20 protein-coding genes are annotated in these 23,187 nt (G+C 70.2%); 12 read left to right on the top strand and 8 right to left on the bottom strand.

Features of this window, described 5'->3' with window-relative positions; all coding sequences use genetic code 11:
- Nucleotides 1-44: 44 nt before the first annotated feature.
- The 3 genes from J9315_RS14645 to purD form a co-directional block, all read right to left on the bottom strand.
- Nucleotides 45-1,646, bottom strand: coding sequence for an amidohydrolase (locus tag J9315_RS14645; RefSeq protein ID WP_211978163.1), 1,602 nt, complete (start codon nucleotides 1,644-1,646; stop codon nucleotides 45-47).
- A 123-nt stretch (nucleotides 1,647-1,769) separates the two neighbouring features.
- On the bottom strand, nucleotides 1,770-3,266 hold the full coding sequence (locus J9315_RS14640; RefSeq protein WP_211978162.1) for an aminobutyraldehyde dehydrogenase: 1,497 nt from the start codon (nucleotides 3,264-3,266) through the stop codon (nucleotides 1,770-1,772).
- A 322-nt stretch (nucleotides 3,267-3,588) separates the two neighbouring features.
- Nucleotides 3,589-5,865, bottom strand: coding sequence for a phosphoribosylamine--glycine ligase (purD, locus tag J9315_RS14635; protein WP_211978161.1), 2,277 nt, complete (start codon nucleotides 5,863-5,865; stop codon nucleotides 3,589-3,591).
- A 33-nt stretch (nucleotides 5,866-5,898) separates the two neighbouring features.
- Here purD and J9315_RS14630 point away from each other — a divergent pair, with 33 nt between their 5' ends.
- The 4 genes from J9315_RS14630 to J9315_RS14615 are packed head-to-tail and all read left to right on the top strand — an operon-like array spanning nucleotide 5,899 to nucleotide 9,741.
- Entirely contained in the window at nucleotides 5,899-6,924 is a 1,026-nt protein-coding gene (locus tag J9315_RS14630; RefSeq protein ID WP_211978160.1) for an asparaginase, read from the top strand.
- A 2-nt stretch (nucleotides 6,925-6,926) separates the two neighbouring features.
- Nucleotides 6,927-7,328: a sterol carrier family protein gene (locus J9315_RS14625; RefSeq protein ID WP_198500518.1), complete on the top strand. Its 402-nt coding sequence runs from the start codon at nucleotides 6,927-6,929 to the stop codon at nucleotides 7,326-7,328.
- A complete protein-coding gene (locus J9315_RS14620; RefSeq protein WP_211978159.1) occupies nucleotides 7,325-8,767 on the top strand; it encodes an aldehyde dehydrogenase family protein in 1,443 nt (480 codons plus the stop codon). The genes J9315_RS14625 and J9315_RS14620 overlap by 4 nt, the downstream gene beginning before the upstream one ends.
- 50 nt (nucleotides 8,768-8,817) lie before the next feature.
- Nucleotides 8,818-9,741, top strand: coding sequence for an EamA family transporter (locus J9315_RS14615; RefSeq protein ID WP_211978158.1), 924 nt, complete (start codon nucleotides 8,818-8,820; stop codon nucleotides 9,739-9,741).
- Nucleotides 9,742-9,796: 55 nt separating this feature from the next.
- Here the strand turns inward: J9315_RS14615 and J9315_RS14610 are convergent, their stop codons facing one another.
- A complete protein-coding gene (locus J9315_RS14610) occupies nucleotides 9,797-10,801 on the bottom strand; it encodes a universal stress protein (protein WP_198500521.1) in 1,005 nt (334 codons plus the stop codon).
- A gap of 165 nt (nucleotides 10,802-10,966) precedes the next feature.
- On the opposite strand from J9315_RS14610, the gene J9315_RS14605 reads away from it, so the two are divergent.
- The 3 genes from J9315_RS14605 to purM are packed head-to-tail and all read left to right on the top strand — an operon-like array spanning nucleotide 10,967 to nucleotide 14,062.
- The gene (locus J9315_RS14605; RefSeq protein WP_211978157.1) at nucleotides 10,967-11,431 is read left to right on the top strand and encodes a hypothetical protein; all 465 of its coding nucleotides are present in this window, start codon (nucleotides 10,967-10,969) and stop codon (nucleotides 11,429-11,431) included.
- A gap of 44 nt (nucleotides 11,432-11,475) precedes the next feature.
- Nucleotides 11,476-12,957 (top strand): amidophosphoribosyltransferase, encoded by a 1,482-nt coding sequence (gene purF / locus J9315_RS14600; RefSeq protein ID WP_211978156.1) that lies wholly within the window; start codon nucleotides 11,476-11,478, stop codon nucleotides 12,955-12,957.
- A 1-nt stretch (nucleotide 12,958) separates the two neighbouring features.
- A complete protein-coding gene (gene purM / locus J9315_RS14595; RefSeq protein WP_211978155.1) occupies nucleotides 12,959-14,062 on the top strand; it encodes a phosphoribosylformylglycinamidine cyclo-ligase in 1,104 nt (367 codons plus the stop codon).
- Between the two features lie 75 nt (nucleotides 14,063-14,137).
- Here the strand turns inward: purM and J9315_RS14590 are convergent, their stop codons facing one another.
- Nucleotides 14,138-14,365, bottom strand: a complete 228-nt coding sequence (locus J9315_RS14590) for a DUF3073 domain-containing protein (RefSeq protein ID WP_137825870.1) — start codon at nucleotides 14,363-14,365, stop codon at nucleotides 14,138-14,140.
- Nucleotides 14,366-14,493: 128 nt separating this feature from the next.
- Here J9315_RS14590 and J9315_RS14585 point away from each other — a divergent pair, with 128 nt between their 5' ends.
- The 3 genes from J9315_RS14585 to J9315_RS14575 all read left to right on the top strand — a co-directional run bounded on the left by J9315_RS14585 (nucleotide 14,494) and on the right by J9315_RS14575 (nucleotide 16,953).
- Nucleotides 14,494-15,309 carry a hypothetical protein gene (locus J9315_RS14585; RefSeq protein WP_198500525.1) on the top strand — a complete coding sequence of 272 codons (816 nt, stop codon included), beginning with the start codon at nucleotides 14,494-14,496 and terminating at the stop codon, nucleotides 15,307-15,309.
- Between the two features lie 160 nt (nucleotides 15,310-15,469).
- A complete protein-coding gene (locus J9315_RS14580) occupies nucleotides 15,470-16,045 on the top strand; it encodes a hypothetical protein (protein WP_211978154.1) in 576 nt (191 codons plus the stop codon).
- Nucleotides 16,046-16,047: 2 nt separating this feature from the next.
- A complete protein-coding gene (locus J9315_RS14575; protein ID WP_211978153.1) occupies nucleotides 16,048-16,953 on the top strand; it encodes a hypothetical protein in 906 nt (301 codons plus the stop codon).
- On the opposite strand, the gene J9315_RS14570 is transcribed toward J9315_RS14575, so the two are convergent.
- The gene (locus tag J9315_RS14570) at nucleotides 16,874-17,809 is read right to left on the bottom strand and encodes a LysR family transcriptional regulator (protein ID WP_249120917.1); all 936 of its coding nucleotides are present in this window, start codon (nucleotides 17,807-17,809) and stop codon (nucleotides 16,874-16,876) included. The two genes, J9315_RS14575 and J9315_RS14570, sit on opposite strands and share 80 nt — an antisense overlap.
- Nucleotides 17,810-17,880: 71 nt before the next feature.
- Between J9315_RS14570 and J9315_RS14565 the strand changes: the two genes are divergently transcribed.
- The gene (locus tag J9315_RS14565; RefSeq protein WP_211978152.1) at nucleotides 17,881-18,918 is read left to right on the top strand and encodes an EamA family transporter; all 1,038 of its coding nucleotides are present in this window, start codon (nucleotides 17,881-17,883) and stop codon (nucleotides 18,916-18,918) included.
- A 76-nt stretch (nucleotides 18,919-18,994) separates the two neighbouring features.
- Nucleotides 18,995-20,299, top strand: a complete 1,305-nt coding sequence (locus J9315_RS14560) for a hypothetical protein (protein ID WP_211978151.1) — start codon at nucleotides 18,995-18,997, stop codon at nucleotides 20,297-20,299.
- Here J9315_RS14560 and J9315_RS14555 read toward each other — a convergent pair.
- Nucleotides 20,283-21,626 (bottom strand): DUF418 domain-containing protein, encoded by a 1,344-nt coding sequence (locus J9315_RS14555; RefSeq protein ID WP_249120916.1) that lies wholly within the window; start codon nucleotides 21,624-21,626, stop codon nucleotides 20,283-20,285. The two genes, J9315_RS14560 and J9315_RS14555, sit on opposite strands and share 17 nt — an antisense overlap.
- A gap of 51 nt (nucleotides 21,627-21,677) precedes the next feature.
- A complete protein-coding gene (locus J9315_RS14550; RefSeq protein WP_211978150.1) occupies nucleotides 21,678-23,168 on the bottom strand; it encodes an NAD(P)/FAD-dependent oxidoreductase in 1,491 nt (496 codons plus the stop codon).
- Nucleotides 23,169-23,187 lie beyond the last annotated feature (19 nt).

Genomic DNA, 23,187 nt, shown 5'->3' with positions numbered 1-23,187 from the left:
CTTTCGCAGAGGGTTTCGCAGAGGGTTTCGCAGAGGGTGCTGGGTCACGCCCGGTGGACGATCCGGCCGCCGGAGACGGTCAGCCGGTTGGTGACGGTGTGGAGGTCGGCGGGGTCGAGGGCGAACGGGTCCGCACTCGCGAGCGCGAGGTTCGCGGGCTCGCCGAGGCGGATGCGGCCGTTGTGCTCGGCGCGCAGCAGGTGCGCGGAGCCTGCGGTGTAGGCCCGCAGGGCGGTGAGCACGTCGATGGCCTGGTCGGGTCCGAGCGGTGCGGGGTCGGCCTCCTCCGGGTGGGAGCGGTTGACGGCGACGTGGACGGCCTGCCACGGATCGGGAGTGGAGACCGGCCAGTCGGATCCCATCGCGAGGTGGGTGCCCGCCTCGGCGAAGGACCGGAACGGGTACTGCCACGCCGCCCGCTCCTCACCGAGGCACGGGATGTTGAGGTCGATCATCTGCTGATCCCGGCACGCCCACAGGGCCTGGAGGTTCGCGGTGATCCCGAGTTCGGCGAAGCGCGGCACATCGGCGGGGTCGACGACCTGGACGTGGGCGATGTGGTGTCGGGCGTCGGGTCGGAGCCCGGCATCCGAGCCGGCGACGGCGGCGAAGGCGTCGAGGGCCGCGGTCACCGCGGCGTCGCCGATGGCATGGCAGTGGATGTCGAAGCCGGCGGCGTCGAGGGCGGCGAACGCCGCGTGGAGGTGGTCGCGGGTGAAGTACGACGTCCCGAAGCCGCCGCACGCGCACGTGTACTCAGCGCTCATCGCCGCGGTCCGGGACTCGACGATGCCGTCGAGCATGAACTTCACCGAATGCGTCCGGAACGCCCCGGCGGTGCGCTTGCGCTCGAGGAACGTCGCGACCTGGGCGTCGACGTCGGTGACGTCGCGGGGCCACCACAGGCTGCCGACGACCTCGGCGGCGAGTTCGCCGGCGTCGACGGCGCGCACGTACGTGTCGAAGGCGTCGCGGTGCCCGGAGTAGTCGCCGATGATCGCGTCCATCCAGCCGGTGATGCCGAGTGCGAGGAGCTCCGCCTGCCCGGCGAGCAGCCCCGCCCGCATCTCGGCGTCGGTGGGGACGGGCAGGTGGGCGCCGACGATGTCCATCGCCGATTCGTGGAGGCAGCCGGTGGGTGTGCCGTCGTCGTCCTTCTCGATGACCCCGCCGGCCGGGGTCGGCGTGTCCGCGTCGAGGCCGGCGAGCGCCATCGCCGCCGAGTTCACCCACGCCGAGTGGTGGTCGGCGCTGACGAGCATGATCGGACGGTCGGGGCTGAGCTCGTCGAGGAGGTCCGCGCGGGGCGCCCCGCCGGGGAAGTCGGCCATCGACCAGCCGCCGCCGGTGAGCCAGCCCTCCGTCGTCTCCAGGTGCGCGGCGATCCGCGCCCGCACCGCGTCGACGCCGACGGCGTCGCTGAGATCACACGTCAGCGATTCGAGGCCGCCGCCGGACGTGTGGACGTGGGCGTCGACGAACCCGGGGGTGAGCAGGCCTCCGGCCCCGTCGATCGTCTCCGCCGCGGGGCTATCGGCCGGTCCGGTGCCGATCTCGCTGATCGTTCCGCCGCGGATGCTCACCCGATTCCCGGGCACGATGTCGTGTCCGTCGAAGATCGTGACATCGAGGATGTCAACGTCCATGTGTCCTCCCGACTGCTCTGTCGCTGTGATCCGCGCACGCCCATGGCGGCGCGAGGTGGTGGGGTATGAGGGGGTGCTGGGAATCCGGGCGGGCAGGATCGGCTGCCGGGGCCCGGGTGTCCATCACGTCGTGAAGATCGTGTCCTGCCACGCGTGATGCGGGTCCTCATGCTGGTCGATGAAGACGTGTTTGATCTGCGTGTACTCGTCGAACGAGTACTGGCTCATGTCCTTGCCGAACCCCGAGGCCTTGTACCCGCCGTGGGGCATGTCGGAGACGATGGGGATGTGCTCGTTGATCCACACGCAGCCGGCCTCGATGTCCGCGGCCGCCCGCAGGGTGCGGTTCGTCGACCGCGTCCACGCGCTCGCCGCGAGCCCGTACGGGGTGTCGTTGGCCAGCGCGATCGCCTCGTCGTCGGTGTCGAAAGGGACCGCGACGAGCACGGGTCCGAAGATCTCGTCGCGCCACACCTCGGCGTCGGTGTCGATCCCGGTGATGAGCGTCGGTGCGTAGTACGCGGTCGTCTCCGGGGTGCCCGGCAGATCCTCGCCGAGGCGGTTCGTCGTCGGGATCGTCCCGCCGGTGCGGATCGTCGCCCCGGCGTCCGCGGCGCGGGCGACCATGGCGGCGACGCGGTCGCGGTGGGGGAGTGAGATGAGCGAGCCCATGTCCGTGGCCGGGTCGGCGGGATCGCCGAGGCGGACGCCGCCCATGAGCTCGGCGACCCGGTCGGTGAACGCCTGGAAGTGCTCGGCGGCGACGATCGCCCGGGTCGCGGCGGTGCAGTCCTGCCCGGAGTTGATGAGCGAGCCGGCGACGGCGCCGCGGGCGGCGGCTTCGATGTCGGCATCGGCGAAGACGACGAGCGGGGCCTTGCCGCCGAGCTCGAGGTGGACGCGGCTGCCCTTGGCGGCGGCGAGCTCCATGATCCGCCTGCCGACCGGTGTCGAGCCGGTGAAGGAGCTCATGACGACGTCGGGGTGGGTGACGAGGGTTTCGCCGGCCTCCCGGCCGTCACCGGCGATGACGTTGATGACCCCGGGCGGGAAGCCCGCTGCGGTGGCCGCCTCGGCGAGGATGAGCGAGGTTCCCGGCGTCATCTCCGAGGTCTTGAGCACGATCGTGTTGCCCGCCGCCACGGCGGGCAGGATCTTCCATGCCGCCATCTGCAGCGGGTAGTTCCACGGGGCGATCGAGCCGATGACGCCGAGGGGTTCGCGGCGGATCATCGACGTCGACTGCTCCCAGTACGTGCCCGCCGACAGCCCCGTCAGCGCCCGGGCGGCCCCGGCGAAGAAGCGGGCGTTGTCGATCGAGCCGGGGACGTCGAATTCGGTGGCGAGTCGGATCGACTTGCCGGTCTGCTGCGATTCGAGCGCGGCGAGCTCGTCGCTGCGCTTCTCGAGTTCGTCGGCGAGGCGCAGCAGGAGGTCGGCGCGCTCGCCGGGGGTCAGTGCCTTGAAGCCGGGGTAGGCGGCCTTCGCCGCGGCGACGGCGTCGCGGACATCGGCGGCGTCGGCGAGTGCGTACTCGCCGGTCGCCTCACCGGTGGCGGGGTTGGTGAGGGTGAACGGTGCTCCGCGTCCCTCGTGGTGTTCGCCGTTCCAGTAGTGCATGCATATCGATTCCCGCCTTGTGCGTGTCGACCCGGTGCCGACGGAACGTGTGGCACGGATCACTGTTGCCGATCACTGTAACGGATTTCGATGGTGAGGTCTACTAGATCCGTTGTTCGAGACAAGGGGCCCGCTGTGAACGGTGATGGTCCGCATGGAACACCTGCGAAACCAGTGGCATCGCGGGAGCGCGGCACGGCCCGGCGCCGCGCGGGCCGGCGGGGCCGCCGCGGCTGCTCTCAACAGACTTCAGGACGCAGAGTGTCGACGACGGCGTGCGTCGTCGACACTCTGCGTCCTGAAGTCGGGCGGGTCTCCTCGCTCAGGCGGGGAAGGTCTCGCCCGTGAGCGTCTCGAAGGCCTCGATGTAGCGTGCGCGGGTCTTCTCGACGACCTCGGCGGGCAGGGCCGGCGGGGGAGTGTCCGACGCCCTGTCCCAGCCGGACTCCGTCGTCAGCCAGTCGCGGACGAACTGCTTGTCGAAGCTCGCCTGCGCGGTGCCCGGGGCGTAGCTGTCGGCGTCCCAGAAGCGCGAGGAGTCGGGGGTGAGCACTTCGTCGGCGAGGACGATCGTGCCGTCGGACAGGGTTCCGAACTCGAACTTCGTGTCGGCGAGGACGATGCCGCGTTCCCGGGCGATGATCTCGGCGCGCCGGTAGATCTCCAGGGTGAGGTCGCGGATCGCGCTCGCCTGCTCCTCGCCGATGGTCTCGGCGACCTGGTCGAAGGAGACGTTCTCGTCGTGGTCGCCGAGCGCGGCCTTCGTCGCCGGGGTGAAGATCGCCGGTTCGAGCCGGTCGGCCTCGTCGAGGCCGGCGGGCAGGGCGACCCCGCACACGGCGCCGGTCGCCCGGTAGTCGGTGAGCCCGGAGCCGGTGAGGTACCCGCGGGCGACGGCCTCGACGGGGATCATCGCGAGGTTCCTCACGATGAGTCCGCGTCCGCGCACCGCGTCGGGGACGTCGGAGCTGATGACGTGGTTGCCGATGACGTCGGCGAGCTGGTCGAACCACCACAGGCTCAGGCCCGTGAGCACGCGGCCCTTGTCGGGGATCTCGGAATCGAGCACCCAGTCGTAGGCCGAGATCCGGTCGGAGGCGACCATGAGGAGACGGTCGGCCGAGGCGATGTCCGCGGCATCCGCGGGGATGTAGAGGTCGCGGACCTTGCCCGAGTACGCGTGCGTCCACCCGGGCAGCGTCGGGGCGTCCGTCCCGAGGCCCGCGGCAGGAGCATTGCCCGTGGCAGGAGCGGCACTCCCGTAGACGGGAGCGAGCGCGATCCGCCCCCGGGCGGCCGCCTCGGCGATGTCATGGCGGTGCTGCTCGCCGTCCCACGAGATCTCGTCGACCGCGGCATACGCACGGGCCCGCGCCTCGTCGAGGTCGGTCCCGAGCGCGACGACGGAGAGCACCCGCCCGCCGGCGGTGACGATGTCCCCGGTCTCGGCGACGTCCTCGGTGATGATCGTGTCCTCCGGCGCGTATCCCGCGCCGGGTCCCGTCGCGAGCGCCGTGCCGGCGTGAAGGACGTCGATGCCCTCGCGCGCATCGGCGGCGTCGAGACCGCGGATGATGTCCCCGGTCGTCGGCCGGTCGGGGTAGTTCTCGGCGGCCATGACGACGGTCACCGAGGTGCGCGGATCCCAGTCGAGCTCCCCGACCTCGTCGAGGCGGCCCTCGGCGGCGGCGAGCAGCGTCTGCCCGAGCGGGGTCCTCAGGCGGGCGAGGACGGACTGCGTCTCGGGGTCGCCGAAGCGGACGTTGAACTCGACGACGCGCAGGCCCTTCGAGGTCAGCGCGAGACCGCAGTAGAGGAGGCCGGAGAACGGGGTTCCGCGGCGGGCCATCTCGTCGACGACGGGCTGGGCGACGGTGGTGACGATGTCGTCGACCATGCCCGCAGGCGCCCACGGCAGCGGCGAGTACGCCCCCATGCCGCCGGTGTTCGGTCCGGTGTCGCCGTCGCCGATGCGCTTGAAGTCCTGCGCCGGGGCCAGCGGCACCGTCCGGGTGCCGTCGCAGAGGACGAAGAGGGAGACCTCGGGGCCGTCGAGGTAGTCCTCGATGACGACGCGGTCGGAGACCTCGAGGCACGAGCGGGCATGGGCGAGCGCTGCCTCCCGGTCGTCGGTGACGACGACGCCCTTGCCCGCGGCGAGACCGTCGGCCTTGACGACGAAGGGGGCACCGAAGTCGTCGAGGGCCGCGGCCGCCTCGTCGAGGGTGTAGGCGACGACGGTCCGGGCCGTCGGCACGCCCGCTGCCTCCATGATCTCCTTCGCGAACGCCTTCGACCCCTCGAGGTGCGCGGCGGCCGCGCTCGGACCGAACACGGGGAACGAGGCCTCCCGCAGGGCATCGGCGACACCGGCGACGAGCGGGGCCTCGGGTCCGACGACGACGAGATCGACGTCGAGGCGCTCGGCCAGCGCGGTCACCTCGGCGGCATCGGAGGCGTCGACGTCCGCGGTGTGCGCGATGGCCGCGATCCCCGGATTTCCGGGGGCGGCGATGACGGCGTCGACCTGGGGGTCGCGGCTGAGAGCAAGGACGAGGGCGTGTTCGCGGGAGCCCGACCCGATGACGAGAACCTTCACACGACCAGCCTATAAGGTCGTACGCTTGAGTGCGTGAGTCTCTCCACCTTCACACCCGCTGAGGCGGCCTGCCTCGCCGTCGTCGAACGCAGCGGATTCGTCGAGTCGCGCCACAGCGGATCCGCCGTCGTCGTCGGCCCCGACGGCACCGAACTCCTCCGCCTGGGCGCCCCGGGAGCCCCGGTGTTCACGCGCTCGAGCCTCAAACCGCTCCAGGCGCGGGCCGCGCTCTCCCTCGGCGCGCAGCTGGCAGGTCCGTCTGCCGCTCTCGCGACCGCCTCCCACCGCTCCGAGGCCGGACACGTCGCCGTCGTCGAAGCGATGCTCGCTTCCGCGGACCTCAGTGCCGCCGACCTCCGGTGCCCGTCCGTCCATCCCGCCGACGGGGCCTACCGCCGCAGCCTCGCCGCGGCCGGCGACCCCCGCTCACCTGTCCACTTCAACTGCTCGGGCAAGCACGCCGCGTTCCTGCTGGCCGCCCGCGCCCAGGACGCCGACACCGCGACCTACCTCGACCCCTCCCATCCCGTGCAGCAGCGGGTCGCCGAGGTGGTCGCCGACTTCGCCGGTGAGACCCCGGCAGCGGTCGGCGTCGACGGGTGCGGGGCGCCCGTGTTCGCGCTCAGCCTGACCGGCCTCGCCCGCGCCGTCGGCCGGGTCGTCGGCCCCGGTGCCGACGCGGACTCCCGGACGATCACCGACGCGGTCTTCGCCGACCCGTGGGCGATCGAGGGGCACGGGCGACCGAACACGACGGTCATCGACCGCCTCGGCGTCTTCGCCAAGGGCGGCGCCGAAGGGGTCATCGTCATGGCCACCCGCGACGGTCACGCCGTGGCGCTCAAATGCCTCGACGGGTCCTCCCGGGCCACGGGCCTCGTCGCCCTCACCCTGCTCGACCGGGTCGGGGCGCTGTCCGACATCCCCGCGGCCGATCTCGCCGAGGTGGCGGCGGCGATAACCGACCCCGTCACCGGCGGCACGGATTCCGAGGGGCGGACAGCCGTGGTCGGCACCGTGCGGGTGAGCGAAGATGCAGCTGAAGGAGCGAGGTTCTGACGATGGCGATTCGACGACGAATAGACCCTGAGCAGGGACGACGCGCACTCGAGATGTGGGTGGCCCACAGCGATGCCGACGGCGCGCCGGCGGACCGGACGACGGTGGCGACCGCGGTGCGCTTCACCCTCGAGGAGCTCGCCTCCCGCGCCGAGGGCAACAGCGTCGAAGTCCGCGTGCCGCCCTTCGGGGTCACCCAGTGCATTCCCGGCCCCCGGCACACCCGCGGCACCCCGCCCAATGTCGTCGAGACCTCCGCCGAGGTGTGGCTCGGCCTCGTCACCGGGCGGGTCGGCTTCGCCGAGGCGCTCGCCGCCGGCACGGTCGACGCCTCGGGCACGCGCGCGGACCTCAGCGACCACGTGCCGCTGTTCACGACCGCGGACCTGGAGGGACCCCGATGAGTGCGCAGATCACCCAGACGACCTCGTTCATCGGCGGCCGGCATGTGCCCTCGCTGACGACGTACGCGAACATCGATCCGGCCACCGGCGACCACCTCGGCGATGTCTCCCGGGGCGGGGCCGAGGAGATCGATCGGGCGGTGACGGCGGCGACGAAGGCCCAGCGGGAGTGGCGGCGTTCGAGTCCCGAGCAGCGTTCCCGCCTCCTCGTCGCCACCGCTGCGGCGATCGGCGCCCACCGTGACGAGCTCGCCCGGATCGAATCCGAGGACACGGGCAAACCGCTCTCCCAGGCCTACGCGGACGTCGACGTCTGCGCCCGCTACTTCGAGTTCTACGGGCACACGATCGAGGCCTACCACGGCCAGACGATCCCGCTGCGCGACGACATGCACGCATACACCCGCCGTGAGCCCTATGGGGTGACCGGGCACATCGTCGCGTGGAACTATCCGCTCCAGCTCATCGGCCGGGCCGCGGCGACGAGCCTCGCCACCGGCAACTGCGCGGTGGCGAAACCCGCCGATGAGACGCCGCGCTCGACTGTGCGGCTGGCCGAGCTCATCCACTCCGTCGGCTTCCCCGCCGGGGCCTTCAACGTCGTCACCGGCCTCGGCGCCGAGGCGGGTGCGGCCCTCGCGCAGCATCCCGGCATCGCCCACCTCGGGTTCGTCGGGTCGACGCAGGTCGGCTCGCAGATCGCCCACGCCGCCGCGGACCGGGTCGTGCCCACCGTCCTCGAACTCGGCGGCAAGTCCGCGAACCTCGTCTTCGCCGACGCCGACGTCGACCAGGCGATCCCCTCACTCGTGCGCTCGATCATCCAGAACGCCGGACAGACGTGCTCGGCCGGATCCCGCCTCCTCGTCCACCAGGACATCCACGCCGAGGTCATCGAGAAGACGGCGGCGGCGATGGCCGAGGTGACGATCGGCCACGGCCTCGACGACCCGATGCTCGGCCCGCTCATCTCGACCCGGCAGCAGGAGCGCGTCGAGGGCTTCCTCTCCGACATCGGAGCCGCCCGCATCGTCACCGGCGGCTCCCGCCCGACCGGGCTCGCCGCCGACCTCGCAGGCGGCGCGTTCATCGCCCCGACGATCGTCGACAACGTCGCCCCCGGCTCGACGATCGCCCAGCAGGAGGTGTTCGGCCCCGTCGTCGTCGCGATGACCTTCGCCGACGACGATGAGGCCGTGGCGCTGGCCAACGGGACCGACTACGGGCTCGTCTCCGCGCTGTGGACGCAGAGTCTGTCCCGGGCGCATCGGCTCGCCGCCGAGGTGGAGGCCGGGCAGGTCTTCGTCAACACGTACGGGGCCGGTGGGGGAGTCGAACTGCCCTTCGGCGGGTTCAAGAAGTCCGGATACGGTCGCGAGAAGTCGATGGAGGCCCTCGATGAGTACACGCAGACGAAGACCGTCGTCATCAAGCTCTGAATGACTCTGTTCTCTCAAGCCCTGCCCTCCACTCAGCGACTCGGGCGCAGATGACGCCGGGAGTCCTCGCGCTCGTCCTCGGCGCCGCGGTCGCGCACGCCGTGTGGAACCTCGCAGCGAAGACGGTGGCCGGCCGCGGCTACGCGTTCGTCCTCGCCTACCACGGTCTCAGTGCGCTTCTCCTCGCCCCGGTCGCGATCTGGCTCGTCGCCTCCGGGCAGCAGTCGATCGACGGGAGCCTGCTCGCCGCGGCCCTGCTCAGCGCACTCCTCCACATCGGATACTCGGTGTCGCTGCAGGCAGGCTACGATCATGCGCCGCTCGGCGTCGTCTACCCGAGTGCCCGCGGCATCGGGCCGGTGCTGACGATCATCGTCGCCGTCACCGTCCTCGGGGAGCGGCTGACGGGTGTCGAGATCATCGGGGCGCTCACCGTGCTCGCCGGCATCGCCGTCGTCACCGTGCGCCCGCGGGGCCGGGATCACCCGCCCGGCCCCGCTCATCTGCCGAGTCGGGATCACGCGTCCGGCGGGGTGGCTCGCGGCCTCGCGTGGGGCGGCCTCATCGGGACGTTCATCGCCGGGTACACGCTGTGGGACGACTTCGCCGTCAACCATGTGACGACCTCGCCGCTGCTCTACTTCGCCGTCTCCGAGGCCGTCGTCGCTTGTCTCATGGGCGCCGGTCTCGTCACGCTGCCCGGCGGCCGTGCCCGACGCGCCGACCTCCGCGCCGTCGTCGGTGAGCACCGGTGGGCGCTCGTCACCGTCGCGGTGCTCTCACCCCTGGCCTATCTCCTCGTCCTCTACGCGATGCAGTCCGCGCCCGTCGCGCTCGTCGCGCCCGTGCGGGAGACCTCGATCATCATCGGCACGCTGCTCGCCTGGTGGCTCTTCGGAGAGCGGAACATCGCCGCGAAGCTCACCGGCGCCGTCATCGTCGTCGGCGGCATCGGACTCATCGCCCTCGGCTGAGCACAGCATCGCCCTCGGCTGAGCTCAGCCGAGGGCACAGGCCCGAACCCGGGCCTCAGCCCTGGGCGGCCTTCGCGTGCTTGTCCGCCTTCGCCCGCCGTCCCACCCGGACGACCCGGGTCGGGCAGAGCGAATGGGCGAGCACGCCCTGCGAGGTCGACCCGAGGAGCGTCGCGACGAAGCCGCCGCGCCCCCGGGAGCCGATGATCATCTGGTCGGCGGTCTGCGACGCGGACACGAGCACCTCGGTGGCCGGGGCGTCGAAGACCGACCAGCGGATGTCGAGGTCGGGGAACTCGTCGCGCAGGGTCGCCACGGCGAGTTCGTCGGCCGCGGCCGCCTCGTCGTAGAGCTTCGTCAGGTGCTCTTCGCTCGGCAGCCATTCGGGGGAGAGGATGTGCGCGGCGGTGACGCCGACGATGTGGAGCGGCTTGCCGTAGAGCTGCGCCTGCACCGCGGCCTCCCGCAGCACCGGGCTGTCGGTGTCGAACGGGTCGACGCCGGCGACGATCTGACCGGTGAAGTCGGGGCGCTCCTTCGAGTCCTGCGAGGCATCGACCCGAGGACCGTCCTGCGAGGTGCGCACGGGCTGGTCGATCGGCTGGTGCTCATCGGCGGCGGGACGGTCGGGCCACGTGCTCGGGATGACGACGGTGGGGCTGTGAGCGTGGGCGGGCATCGCGAGCGCGACCGAGCCGAGCAGGCGACCGGAGAATCCGCCGTGTCCGCGGGCGCCGACGACGGCGAGATCGGCCGTCGACGAGCTGTCGATGAGGACTCCCGAGGCGTCGCCGACGGCGACGATCGTCGTCACGGGCACACCCGCCTGCCGGGCCACCTCGGCGGCGGACTCGCAGAGCTGCCTGGTCGAGTCCTTGACGGAGTTGTCGAAGTCGGCCGGGTAGACGATGTCGGCGCGGCTCATGTTCATGCCGGGCACGGTGTAGGCGGCGACGAGGCGCAGCTGCGCGCCGGTGAGCTTGGCATGGTCGATCGCCCAGTCGAGGGCGCAGCGGCTGTTGGCGGAACCGTCGATTCCGACGATGATCGTGTGTGACATGTCCACCCCTGTGTGTGAGAGCCCATCCGTGTCCTCCTGCCAGTCTATGGGAAGTGGCGGTCGCTGTGGGATTGTCTGGGAGCGGGCCTGCGGGGCCTCGTCTAGACTGGAGTCGATCGAAACCGCCGGTTCCCCCGGCACCACTGACCTTGCCCCAAGGAGATCATGAAGGACCAGATCGACGTCTCGGTGCGTCGCAGCCCCAAGTTCGCGGCATTCATGGCCGTCGGTGCGATCGCCGGCGTCCTCCTCGCGGGACTGCTCACCCTGGTCATCGACCCCAGCGAGGTCCCCGCCGAGTACACGGTGGCCAAGGGTGCGGGTCTGCTCCTCGTCGTCCTCGGCGTCGGCGGTCTCTTCGTCGGCGGTCTCGTCGCCCTCATCCTCGACTGGAGAGGGCGCAAGCGGGCCCGCGAGTACCGGGTCGAGGCGCAGATCGACCTCGTCGACGACCCCAAGGTCATCGCCCAGCGGCGGATCGCTGAGATGCGGGGTGAGCAGATCCCCGCCGAGGCGACCCCTGAGTCGCCTGCCGAAACGACGTCCGCGACCTCCACCGAACCCCCTGCCGACGACCGGCGCACCACCGGTGACCAGGGCGGCTCCACTCGCCCGACGACCGGGTCCTGAGGCGGCGGTCAGCCCCTTCGCGCGCGTGTGAGACAATTCTTTCCGTGGCAAGAGGAGACGGGCAGCTGACCCACGAAATCGACCCCCTGGACCGCGGACCGCAGGATGCCTGTGGGGTATTCGGAGTCTGGGCTCCGGGCGAGGAGATCGCCAAACTCACCTACTTCGGGCTCTACGCCCTCCAGCACCGCGGGCAGGAGTCCGCGGGCATCGCCGCGAGCAACGGCAGCCAGATCCTCGTCTACCGGGACATGGGCCTCGTCTCGCAGGTGTTCCACGAACGCGATCTCGAACTCCTCCAGGGCCACATCGCCGTCGGCCACACCCGGTACTCGACGACGGGATCGCCGTCGTTCGAGAACGCGCAGCCGACGCTCGGCCCCACCCCGTTCGGCACCGTCGCGCTCGCCCACAACGGCAACCTGACGAACTTCGACGAACTCGAGCAGCTCGCCGACTCCCGCCGCGACCACGCGAACAAGGTCGTCGCCGAGGCGACGAAGAAGCGCAGCCGCACCCGCGCCTTCCGCGACTCCTCGAACGACACCTCACTCGTCACCGAGCTCTTCGCGACCGAGCCGGGCGAGGACCTCACCGATGCCGCGCTCAAGCTGCTCTGCGAGGTCGACGGGGCGTTCTCGCTCGTCTTCATGGATGAGAACACCCTCTACGCCGCCCGCGATCCGCAAGGGGTCCGCCCGCTGTCGCTGGGCCGACTGTCCAACGGCTGGGTCGTCGCCTCGGAGACCGCTGCCCTCGACATCGTCGGCGCCTCGCATGTGCGCGACGTCGAACCCGGCGAGCTCATCGCCATCGACGAGGACGGGCTGCGCTCGTTCCGCTTCGCCGAGGCGAAGCCGGCCCGCTGCGTCTTCGAATACGTCTACCTCGCGCGCCCCGACAGCGTCCTCGACGGGCAGATCGTCCACGGCGCCCGGACCGAGATGGGGCGCAAGCTCGCCCAGGAGTTCCCCGTCGACGCCGACCTCGTCATCGCCACCCCGGAATCGGGCACGCCCGCGGCCGTCGGCTACGCCGAGGAATCGGGCATCCCCTTCGGCCAGGGGCTGATGAAGAACGCGTACGTCGGCCGGACGTTCATCCAGCCCTCGCAGACGCTGCGGGAGCTCGGCATCCGCCTCAAGCTCAACCCGATCCGCGAGAACATCGAGGGCAAGCGCCTCGTCGTCGTCGACGACTCGATCGTGCGCGGCAACACGCAGCGCGCCCTTGTGCGGATGCTCCGGGAGGCCGGGGCCAAGGAGATCCACATCCGCATCTCCTCCCCGCCCGTGAAATGGCCGTGCTACTACGGCATCGACTTCGCCACCCGGGCCGAGCTCATCGCCAACGGCCTGAGCACCGAGGAAATCTGCACCTCGCTCGGCGCGGACTCGCTCGGCTACATCTCGCTCGACGGGATGATCGAGGCGACGAAGCAGGAGCGCAGCCAGCTGTGCACCGCGTGCTTCTCCGGCGAGTACCCGATTCCCGTCAACACCACCCCCGCCGACAAAGGATGCTGAGTTGAGCCCAGACGAGACCGACACCGCGAAGACGACGACCTATGCCGCCGCCGGCGTCGATGTCGAGGCCGGCGACAGGGCCGTCGAGCTCATGAAGTCAGCGGTCGCCGCGACCCACAACGCCAACGTCATCGGCGGGGTCGGCGGCTTCGCGGGACTCTTCGACGTCTCCGTGCTCAAGGACTACGAGCGTCCGCTGCTCGCCTCGTCGACCGATGGTGTGGGCACGAAGGTCGCGATCGCCCAGGCGCTCGACAAGCACGACACGATCGGCTTCGACCTCGTCGGCATGGTCGTCGACGACATCATCGTGTGCGGGGCGAAGCCGCTCTTCATGACCGACTACATCGCATGCGGCAAGGTCGTGGCCGAGCGCATCGCCGACATCGTCCGCGGCATCGCCGAGGCGTGCGCGCAGGCCGACGTCGCCCTCGTCGGCGGCGAGACCGCGGAGCACCCGGGCCTCCTCGGCGTCGACGACTACGATGTCGCCGGGGCCGCCACGGGCGTCGTCGACGCCGACAAGCTGCTCGGACCCGACAAGGTCGCGGCCGGTGACGTCCTCATCGCGCTGCCGTCCTCGGGCATCCACTCCAACGGGTACTCCCTCGTCAGGCACATCATCGCCGAGGCGGGCTGGGACCTGGACCGGGAGGTCCCGGAGTTCTCGCGCAGCCTCGGCGAGGAGCTCCTCGTGCCCACGCACGTCTACACGGGCGAACTCAACGCCCTCTTCACGGCGTTGCCGGGTGCCGTCCACGCCGTCTCCCACGTCACCGGCGGAGGCCTGTCGGCGAACATCGCCCGGGTGCTGCCGCCCGGTCTCGTCGCGACGATGTCGCGGGACTCGTGGGAGATCCCTGCGGTCTTCACCGTCCTCGGCGACCTCGGCGGGGTGCCGCGCGCGGACCGCGAACGGACGTGGAACCTCGGCGTCGGCATGGTGCTCGTCACCGCCGCCGATCGCGTCGACGAGGTGCTCGCGGCGAGCCCGGGATCGTGGATCCTCGGTGAGGTGCGCTCCGACGACGGTTCGCTGTCCGGGGAGCTCGACTACGTCCAGGGCGCCAAGGGCGTCGACGGCGGGGCCGCGATCCTCCGCTGAGACAGCAGAGTCCAGACAGATGAGGAGGGGCGGAGACTTCATGTCTCCGCCCCTCCTCATGCGTTATGGGTCAGCTCAGGAGCGGCGCTCCGTGTACTCGTCGTCGCCGTCTTCGTCGTCGACGTTGTACTTGTCCGCGTACTCCGAGTAATCGGGTTCGTCGTCGTAGGCATCGGTTGAGGAGGACTCATGGGAGTCCGTGCCAAGTTCCTGTTGGAGACGATTGAGATCAGTGTCGGGGCTGTAGTACTTGAGCTTCCGAGCTACCTTGATCTGCTTTGCCTTTGCGCGGCCGCGACCCACTGGCGTGACCCCCTCCGTCGTCATGTGGGGCAGCTCGCCCCAGACTAGATCTCTGCTATGCGCTTAAATCCTACCTGTTCGCGGTGGGAAGTTCCATTTCGGGAAGCGACCTTGGATAGGCTGAACCCATGTCCTACAGTCGCGAATATCTCGTCTCCCTGCGGATCTTCGAACCCACGGTGGTTCATTCCGAATTGCAAGACAGGCAGGTCGAGGACAACCGTGCGCGCATCGAAGCGCAGGTGGCGGCGGACGCGGATCAGCGCCTGATCTCGCTTCCCCCGAACCCGGTGGCCGAGTCGTTCCGCAACACCCCGATCTTCCTCCCGGCGTCTCAGACCCCGGACGGCGTGGACCGCTTCAGCCCCACTCAGGAGGACATCCGCGGCTGGGAGGCGCTCGAGTCGCTGACCGAGCACACGTCGAAGGCGACGCTCGACATCATCGCCCCGAAGTCCGCCCGGCGGCGGGCGGCCGGGCACCGCGCCGAGTGGCTCCAGGACACGAAGGACACCCGCATCTTCACCCGGGTCTCGGCCTGGGATGTGCCCCCGGCATGGTGGCTCTTCTTCTCCCTCGGGGAGGACCAGGTCATCACCGAGGACACCGAGGCCGGGATGCGGGTGCTCATCCGCACCGACATCCTCGCCGCCTCGGCGCGCATGGAGTGGGCCGCGGAGACCATCGCGGAGAAGTCGAAGGTCGTCGACATGGTCGAGCAGACCGGGGTGCTCGCGCAGTGGATCGACAGCTTCGACATGAACTCGATCCTCGAACTCGACCTCGGCGGGATGAGCGAGGTGCTGTGGCCGAACGAGGGTCCGGAGCTCGTCGACTCGTGGGTGACGGCGCTGAGCAACGACGACATCGAGTCCGCGACCGCCGCGTTCCAGAAGTACGCCGCGGCGTGGGAGCAGCTCAACCTCTACGCCCGCGGTTCGTGACGGCACCGCTTGCTGAGCGTCGGTGCTGGTGCGAAACGCTACGATTGTCTCCGAGATCGCCGAGGTGTCCGCCCCGGCATCGTCTGAGCAGACCGTCCGCGCACCCGGAGTGCCGGACCGGGCGACCGACCGCGGCACGAGAGGATGAGCCCCGCAGCACATGGACGAGAAGAAGCGCCGACTCCTCACGAGCACCCCGCCGGGCAGCGCGAACGAGCCAGGCAGCGCACCCGAGCCCGCTGACGCACCCGGGCCCGCTGACGCACCTGGGCCCGCGACCGCCTCGGCGAGGGCACCGCTGTCGCGGATCGGGACGGGCTGGCGGATCGCGGTGACCGCGGTCGCCCTCGTCATCCTCACGGCGGGGCAGTTCCTCAACACGAACGACTTCTTCCCGCTCGGCTCCCTCACCCAGTACGCGACGGCGAAGGACCTCAACGGGGAGGTCAACTCGACGTGCATCGCGGCGCGGTTCCCCGGCGAGGACGAACCGACGCGGCTCGCGTTCAACACGGCCACCGTCGGCATCGAACGCGGTGACGTCGAATCCCAGCTGCAGCGGGTCATCGACAATCCCGAGCTGCTCCAGACGCTCGCCGACTCCTACATCCGGCTCCATCCCGGTCAGCCCGAGCCCGAGGAGATGATCCTCTGCCGTGACACGACGCAGCTCGACAACGGCCGCAGCGTCGGCGATCCTGTGACCCGGACCCTCGCGACGTGGGAGGTGCAGTGACCATGGCCTCCTCGACCACGACTCCGCCGACCGCCGGGACTCTGTCGCCGACCCTGCCCGACCACCGCAATGCCTTCCTCCGCTGGTTCATGCCGCAGGTGCCGCTGGCGCGGGTCGCGGTGTTCCGTTTCATCATCTACGTCTTCATCATCATCGACGTCCTCACGATCTCCGGTGACGTCATCCCGCACGGGTGGACGCCCGAGCTCTACCAGCCGCTGTGGCTGGCCCGGGTGCTCGGCATCCCACCGGTGAGCGTGCTTGGCGCGCAGATCCTGCTCGCCCTCATCATCACCTTCTGCGTGCTCGCCGCGATCGGGATCCTCCAGCGCACGAGCGGGATCATCGTCGCGATCACCTTCGGGGCGTGGATGTTCTACACGCAGGGCTACGGGTACGTCGCGCACGACCACATGGCGCTCGTCATCGCCGCCGTCGTCCTCCCCACGGTCGGCGTCGCCCGCTTCCGGGACGTGGGGGCCACCTCGGCGAAGGCGGGCTGGGCGCTGCGCGTCGTCCAGATCTCCGTCGTCCTCACGTACTTCTACTCGGTGCTCATGAAGTGGATCGCCTCCGGCGACATCACCGACTGGGCCAACGGCGCGGTCATCATCTGGGCGCTCATGCGCCGCGGGGCGGAATGGTCGAAGCCGTTCCTCGAGATGCCCGGCCTCCTCATCGCCGCCCAGTGGGCGACGCTCGTCTTCGAGTTCCTCTCGCCGATCGCGCTGTTCGTAAAGGGCAAGGCGATTTACTTCATCGTCGCCTTCTTCTGCCTCTTCCACCTCATGACGTACTTCGCGCTCGGGATCCACTTCCTCCCGACCGTCATCTGCTGGGCGGCGTTCCTGCCGTTGGAGAAGCTCGTCCCTCGTCGCTTCGCGTCAGCGCCTCGAGCACGCGCCTGACCGCGACGCGTTCGGCGGTGTCCGGGCGCATGACGGCGACGACCCAGCGCATCGTCGTCACTCCCGACAGCGGGACGAGGGTGAGCCCGGCGTCCCGCGGTGTCGTGAACCGGGGGAGGAGGGCGAGCTGATCGCTCGAGGCGACGATCGCCTCGATGAGCCGGTTGTCGCGGATGCGCTGGACGACGTCGAGGTCGCGGCCGGTGACGTGGGCGAGGGAGAGCAGCACCGAGTTGAACGGGTACCCGTGCGGCACCCCGACCCACGGCCAGTCGACGACATCGTCCGGGGTGAGCTCGGTTCTCGCGGCGAGCGGGTGGGCCGTGGCCATCGCGACGTCGATCGGCTCCCGCGCCAGCGGCACGACGGTGAGGCCGTCCGTGCCTGCCGGTCGGTCGGAGACGAGGCTGTGGGCGATGACGATGTCGACATCGCTGGTCAGGGCCGCGAACTCGTGTTCGGCGAGGTCGACGTCCGAGGTCCGCAGCCGCAGTCCCGGATGCGTCCGGTGCAGTTCGCGCAGGGCGTCGGGCAGGAGGTAGGTGAGTGCGCTCGGGAGGCCGGCGAGGGTGATCTCTCCGATGGGCTCGCCGAGGTGGCCCTCCCAGTCCGCCTGCACGCGCGCGAGCGTGCGGGCGAGGTCGCGACCGCCCGCGGCGAGCAGCCGCCCCGCCGGGGTGAGGGCGAGTCCGCGTCCGGCCGGTTCGACGAGGGCGTGCCCGAGTTCCCGAGTCGCCTGCCTCAGCTGCTGGGAGACCGCCGAGGGGGTGCGGTGCGTGACGCGCGCGACCTCGGTGACGCTGCCGCGCTCATCGAGGAGGCGGAGGAGCTCGAGGTGCCGCGGATCGATGACCATGAAGCAATGCTACAAGGACACTTCAGATCTTTGCGATTGTGCTAATGAGTGGGCCGCTCAAGAATGGAGTCATGACTGCCAGACACTGCCTCCTCGCCGCCTCGGTGGCCGTGATGTGGGGACTGAACTTCCTCGCGATCGACCTCTCCCTCGACCAGTTCCCGCCGTTCTTCCTCGTCGCGCTGCGCTTCTCCCTCCTCGCGATCCCCGCACTCCTCTTCGTCCCCATGCCGCGGGTGCGGTTCCGGTGGATCCTCGGCTACGGGCTCGGCTTCGGCATCCTCCAGTTCGCGTTCCTCTACTGGGCGATGGCCGCCGGCATGCCCGCCGGACTCGCCTCCCTCGTCCTTCAGGCCTCGGGGCCGTTCACCGTCCTCCTCGGGATGACGGTTCTGCGGGAGCGGGTGCGCGGCTCGCAGATGGCGTTCCTCCTGCTCGCCATGGCCGGGCTCGGTGTCGTCGGGTGGCAGCGGCTCGACTCGAGCGCGAGCTTCCTGCCGTTCCTCCTCACGCTCGCCGGCGCCTTCGGCTGGGCGATCGGCAACATCTGCAACCGGCAGGCGCATTCGGTCGAACCCGTGAAATTCACGATGTGGATGTCGGTCGTCCCGCCCGTGCCCATGCTCCTCCTCGCCCTGCTCGTCGAAGGCCCCGACCGGATCGGGGCCTCGCTGACGACACTGGCGACGCCGACCGGCCTGCTCGGCATCGCGGGGCTCGTCTACACCGTCGTCATCGCCACGGTCATCGGGTCGGGCGTGTGGTCGTGGCTGCTCTCGCGCAACCCCGCCGGCGTCGTCGCCCCGTTCTCGATGCTCGTGCCCATCGTCGGCATGAGCGCGGCGTGGTTCGTCTTCGGGGAGACCGTGACCGTCGGCGAGCTCTGCGGGGCGGCACTCGTCATCATCGGCGTCCTCGGGGCCGGTCTGCGGGCAGGCGCCGGGCTGCGGGCAGGTGCCGGGCCGCGCGCGGTCGCGGGGACGATCGCCGAGGCGGCGGTGCCCGACCCCGTGCCCATCGTGCTGGAATCGGCCGACCCCGAGGCTGGTGTCGGGTCGGAGAGCGAACCCGACGAGGGCGTCCCCGCAGGGACGCCGTGCACCCGGTGAGCCTGCCGAGGCGCGATTCGATCACGGTTCTTCTCGCTCCGGTCGTGCGCAGGTCCAGGCCGTCTAAGGTGAGACCATGCCTGACGACCACCACGCTTCGGGTGCCCAATCGCCCGCCTCATTCCACCTCGGCGGGCCGCTGAGGGTCGATGACCTGCTCGCGTCCCCGCGGGGACGGTCACTCGTGCTCAACCTCGTCACCAGTGGCGAGAGCCCAGACTCGGACCAGACGGTTCCGCTCGCTGTTTTCAGCGAAGCGATGCACCGTGCCGTCTGCGTGCTTGACAGGCAGCGAGGGATCGACTCGGTCGTCTACGGCGGCGATGAGGGTGAGATCCGTCGCCGCAACGTGCAGCCGGCCGAGGTCGCTCAAGCATTGCGAAGCCTCGATCCGGTCGCACCGACTCAGGCCGACCTCGAACACGCAATGGCCGCGGTCATCGGTGGAGCGATGTACTGGCAGCCGCCGCATTCCGATGCGGTCCTTGCCGAGGATCCGGAGATGGTCGATGCTCTGCGTCCGTGGGCCGAAGCCGTTGTCCACAGTGGACTCCTCGAGACATGGTCGCGTGGTCCCGATGTCGACGACCAGTGGGAGCTGACGTGGGACGACCCGCCCAACCGTGACGCGACGAGGCGGGTGCTCGGTGCGGATCCGACCGCTCTCCTCGGTCCTCTCGGCGGTGAGGAGCCGTCGCTGCCGACCGGTGAGGCGGCGACGAGTCTGGCTCAGTGGCGTGCAGGAGTGATGGCCGAAGAGGAGTCGTCTCGCCGCGCCTACCGTCTCAGGCCCTTTGGCATCGGCGCGAGGGAGTGGTGGTCGACCCCTGCGGTTGAGCTCTGGTCGACGACCGGAACGTGGCCGAGCGGAGAGCCCATCGGCCTTGGCCTGGTCGAGGACGATTTCGGACTCGAACGAGCGAGAGCGCGACGGGTGCGTCTGCGGGACACCTCCCGCGTGTTCACCGTCAGCGGTCCGGAGCAGTGGGCTGCGCTCTGCCGGAAGTTTCCGCTCGATGTCACCGCGCAGCGGCGAGAGGTGTGGTTCGAAGCCACCGGACGCAAGGGTCGCTGGGTCATCCCCGACTGGTCACGTGTGGCTGAGCAGTTCGACGGCGTCCATGTCAGCCTGGCCGGGTACCTGCGCACCGCCGGTGTCGTCATCGATGTGAGCGACGACAGCATCGTGGATGGACGAGGTGATGCGCCCTTCCGCGGCAACACCGACTGCAACACGGCGAGTCTCATTGCCGGATGGAACCCGGACACGACGTACTGGCTCACCGACGCGATCAGCGGCATCACCGAGGTCGTCGATTGGTCGTTCGACGACGATGCGTACGCGTGGGTGGCTCACCCCGGTCTCACCGTCCGTAGGTGAGCCGGCGGAGCACCACCTCGGCGGGGCCTTTGGCGTTCTTCCTCTCCAACCACGTCGCGAGGCCGAGCGAGACGAGCCAGACGCCGATGGCGAGGAGGAACGCCGGGGTCGTGTTCCACGCTCCGCCGAGGCCGAAGCCCCATGCGGTGAGCAGTGGGGCGAAGATCACCGACTGGAGGAGGTAGAAGCTCAGCGAGCGCTTCCCGAGGTAGGCCACGGGCAGCAGAAGCCTCGGCGGACGGTTCTGGACGCGCAGTCCGATGAGGCCGAACAGGGCCGCGTACCCGATGCCGGCGAAGGCGCCGGTGAGGGAGCCGAGTCCGCCGAAGAGCTGGACGAACGCCGCGTCCTCCGGCACCCAGCCGAGGTACGCGAGAGCCCGCGGCAGCGCCCCGAGGACACCGACGGGAATGCCGATCGCGGCGACGAGGCCGAGACGGAGACGGCGGACCGCCTCGGCGTTGGGTGCCGTCCCCGAGTCCGTCGGTCGCGGTTCGATCCACCAGTGCCGGGCGGCGAGTCCGCCGAGGATGATGGTGATCGGCACGGTGAGCGCGAGCATGCTGAGCACGGTCGCCATCACCCAGACGAGGAGACGGATGCCGGCGGCCAGCAGGTAGTTCGGTTCGTCCGCACCCTGGGTGAGCAGGCTGCCGAGGATCGCATTCGCGGCGACGACGTCCTCCCCATCGGACTCGGCGGCCACCTCGGTGCCGGTCCCGCCGCCCAAGGCCAGCGCCAGTGCGACGAACCCGATCTGGACGAAGACGAAGAGGACGAGGACGCCGGTGAGCACCCACACGGTGATGGTGAGGATGCGGTCGCGCGCGTTGACGATGAGGTAGCCGAGGGCGAGACCGCACAGGCCGTATGCACCGAGGATGTCGCCGCCGAAGAGGAGCGCGGCGTGGACGAAGCCGAAGATGACGAGCCAGAGGTGGCGGCGCAGGAGCATCCGCGTGATCGACTGGGGGCTGTCGCCGGCGGCCGTGCGGTTGCGGGCGAACTGGACGATGCCGTAGCCGAAGAGGAACGCGAACATCGGGTAGATGCTGCCGTCGACGAAGAGGATCGTGAGCACGGACAGCACGATGTCGAGGGCGGAGTCGCTCGGCGGATGGCCGGTCAGCGAGTCGGCGCTCGATGTGCCCCACAGGTACGCCGAGACGTTGGCGATCCCGATGAGGCAGAGCATGAAGCCGCGGGCGAGGTCGGGAGCGAATGCGCGCCGAGGCGGTGCCGCGGTGGGTGGGGGAGCGGCCTGAGGGTGCGGTTGCAGGTGGGCCTGCTGGTGCGGATGATGGTGAGGCTGTGGCGGATGGCTCATGCGGTGCCTAACGTGCGGGGAGGGGCAGAGTCTGAGTCGTTGGTGGTGCGGTTACCGGCTCACGGTCTCCGGGGCGAGGCTCGGGGTCTCGTCGATGCCGAAGCGGTGCTTGAGCGCGCGCTGGGCGGCGAACCAGCCGTTCATGCCGTGGACGCCGGGGGCCGGTGGGGTCGCCGCGGAGCAGAGGTAGGCGCCGGGCACGCCGAGGCTGTAGTTGTCCCAGTTCGTCCGCGGGCGGGCGAGCATGCGGTAGAAGGTGATGATGCCGGTGGCGATGTCCCCGCCCTGGTAGTTCTGGTTGTGTCCGGCCATCTCCGAGGCGGGCACCGACCGGTAGTCGACGATCGTGTCGCGGAATCCGGGGGCGAAGCGCTCGAGCTGCCTGATGATGTAGTCGGCGGGGTCGATCGGGCAGTCGAAGGGGACGTGGCAGTACGTCCACAGCGGCCGCAGACCGTTCACCTCGCGGGAGGGGTCGAAGACCGTCGGGTCGGAGACGAGGCAGACGGGGTGGGCGGGCATGCGGCCGGCGACGACGTCGCCCTCGGCCTCGGCCATCTGCGCCCGTGTGCCGCCGAGGTGGACGGTGCCGGCGCGGGCGACGTTCGGATCGGCCCAGGGGACGGGACCATTGAGCACGAAGTCGACCTTCGCCGCGGCGTTGCCGTGTTTGAAGGCCCGCAGGGCGCGGTCGACGTGGGCGGGCAGGAGGCCGGAGAAGATCTGGGCGGCATTCAGCGCCGAGGTGTCGAGGATGTAGGCGCGGGCCGCGGGCATATCGGAGACGTGGCTGATCCGGGCGTCGGCGGTGACCCTGCCGCCGTGGGCTTCGAGGTCGGCGACGAGTTCGTCGGTGATCGCCTGCGACCCGCCGATCGGAGACGGCCAGCCGCCGGCGTGGGCGATCGTCGCGAGCATCGTCGCCGTCGCCGCGGTGCCCATGCCCGGCAGGGGGCCGATCGCGTGGGAGCCGACACCGGTGAAGAGCGCCTGCGTGGTCTCGTGGGAGAGCGGAATGTTCCACGCGGGGCTCGCCTGCGAGAGCAGCCGCATCCCGAACTTCACGATGTTCGCGATCCCGTCGACGTCGCGCAGGGTCGGGGGAATCGAGCGCTTGTCGCCGAGGGAGAGCCAGATCGTGTCGTCGACGCGGTCGAGGAGGGGACGGAAGAACCGGTCCCATTCCGGGCCGGCCTCGCCGAGGTGGTCGACCGTCGTCGCGAGATCGTGGAAAGCCAGCGCGGCGGGCTGACCGTCGAGCGGTTGGGCGTAGGAGATCTCCGGGGTGGTGAACTCCAGGCCGCGGGCGCGCAGGTCGAAGTCGACGAAGAAGGGGCTGGCGATCGCGAGCGGGTGGACGGCCGAGCAGATGTCGTTCGTGATGCCCGGGGCGAGCCCGAGGTCGAGGGTGCGCGCTCCGCCGCCGATCGTCGGCTGGGCCTCGAAGACCTCGACGGACAGCCCTGCCCTGGCCATCGTCACGGCGGCGGCCAAACCGTTGGGACCCGATCCGACGACAGCGACATCCAGCTCAGTGCTCATGGGTTCAGTCTCTCATGCG

This window comes from Brevibacterium sp. W7.2 (assembly GCF_018137945.1).
Classification (GTDB): Bacteria; Actinomycetota; Actinomycetes; order Actinomycetales; family Brevibacteriaceae; genus Brevibacterium; species Brevibacterium sanguinis.
This window is presented reverse-complemented; position numbering and strand designations above follow the sequence as displayed.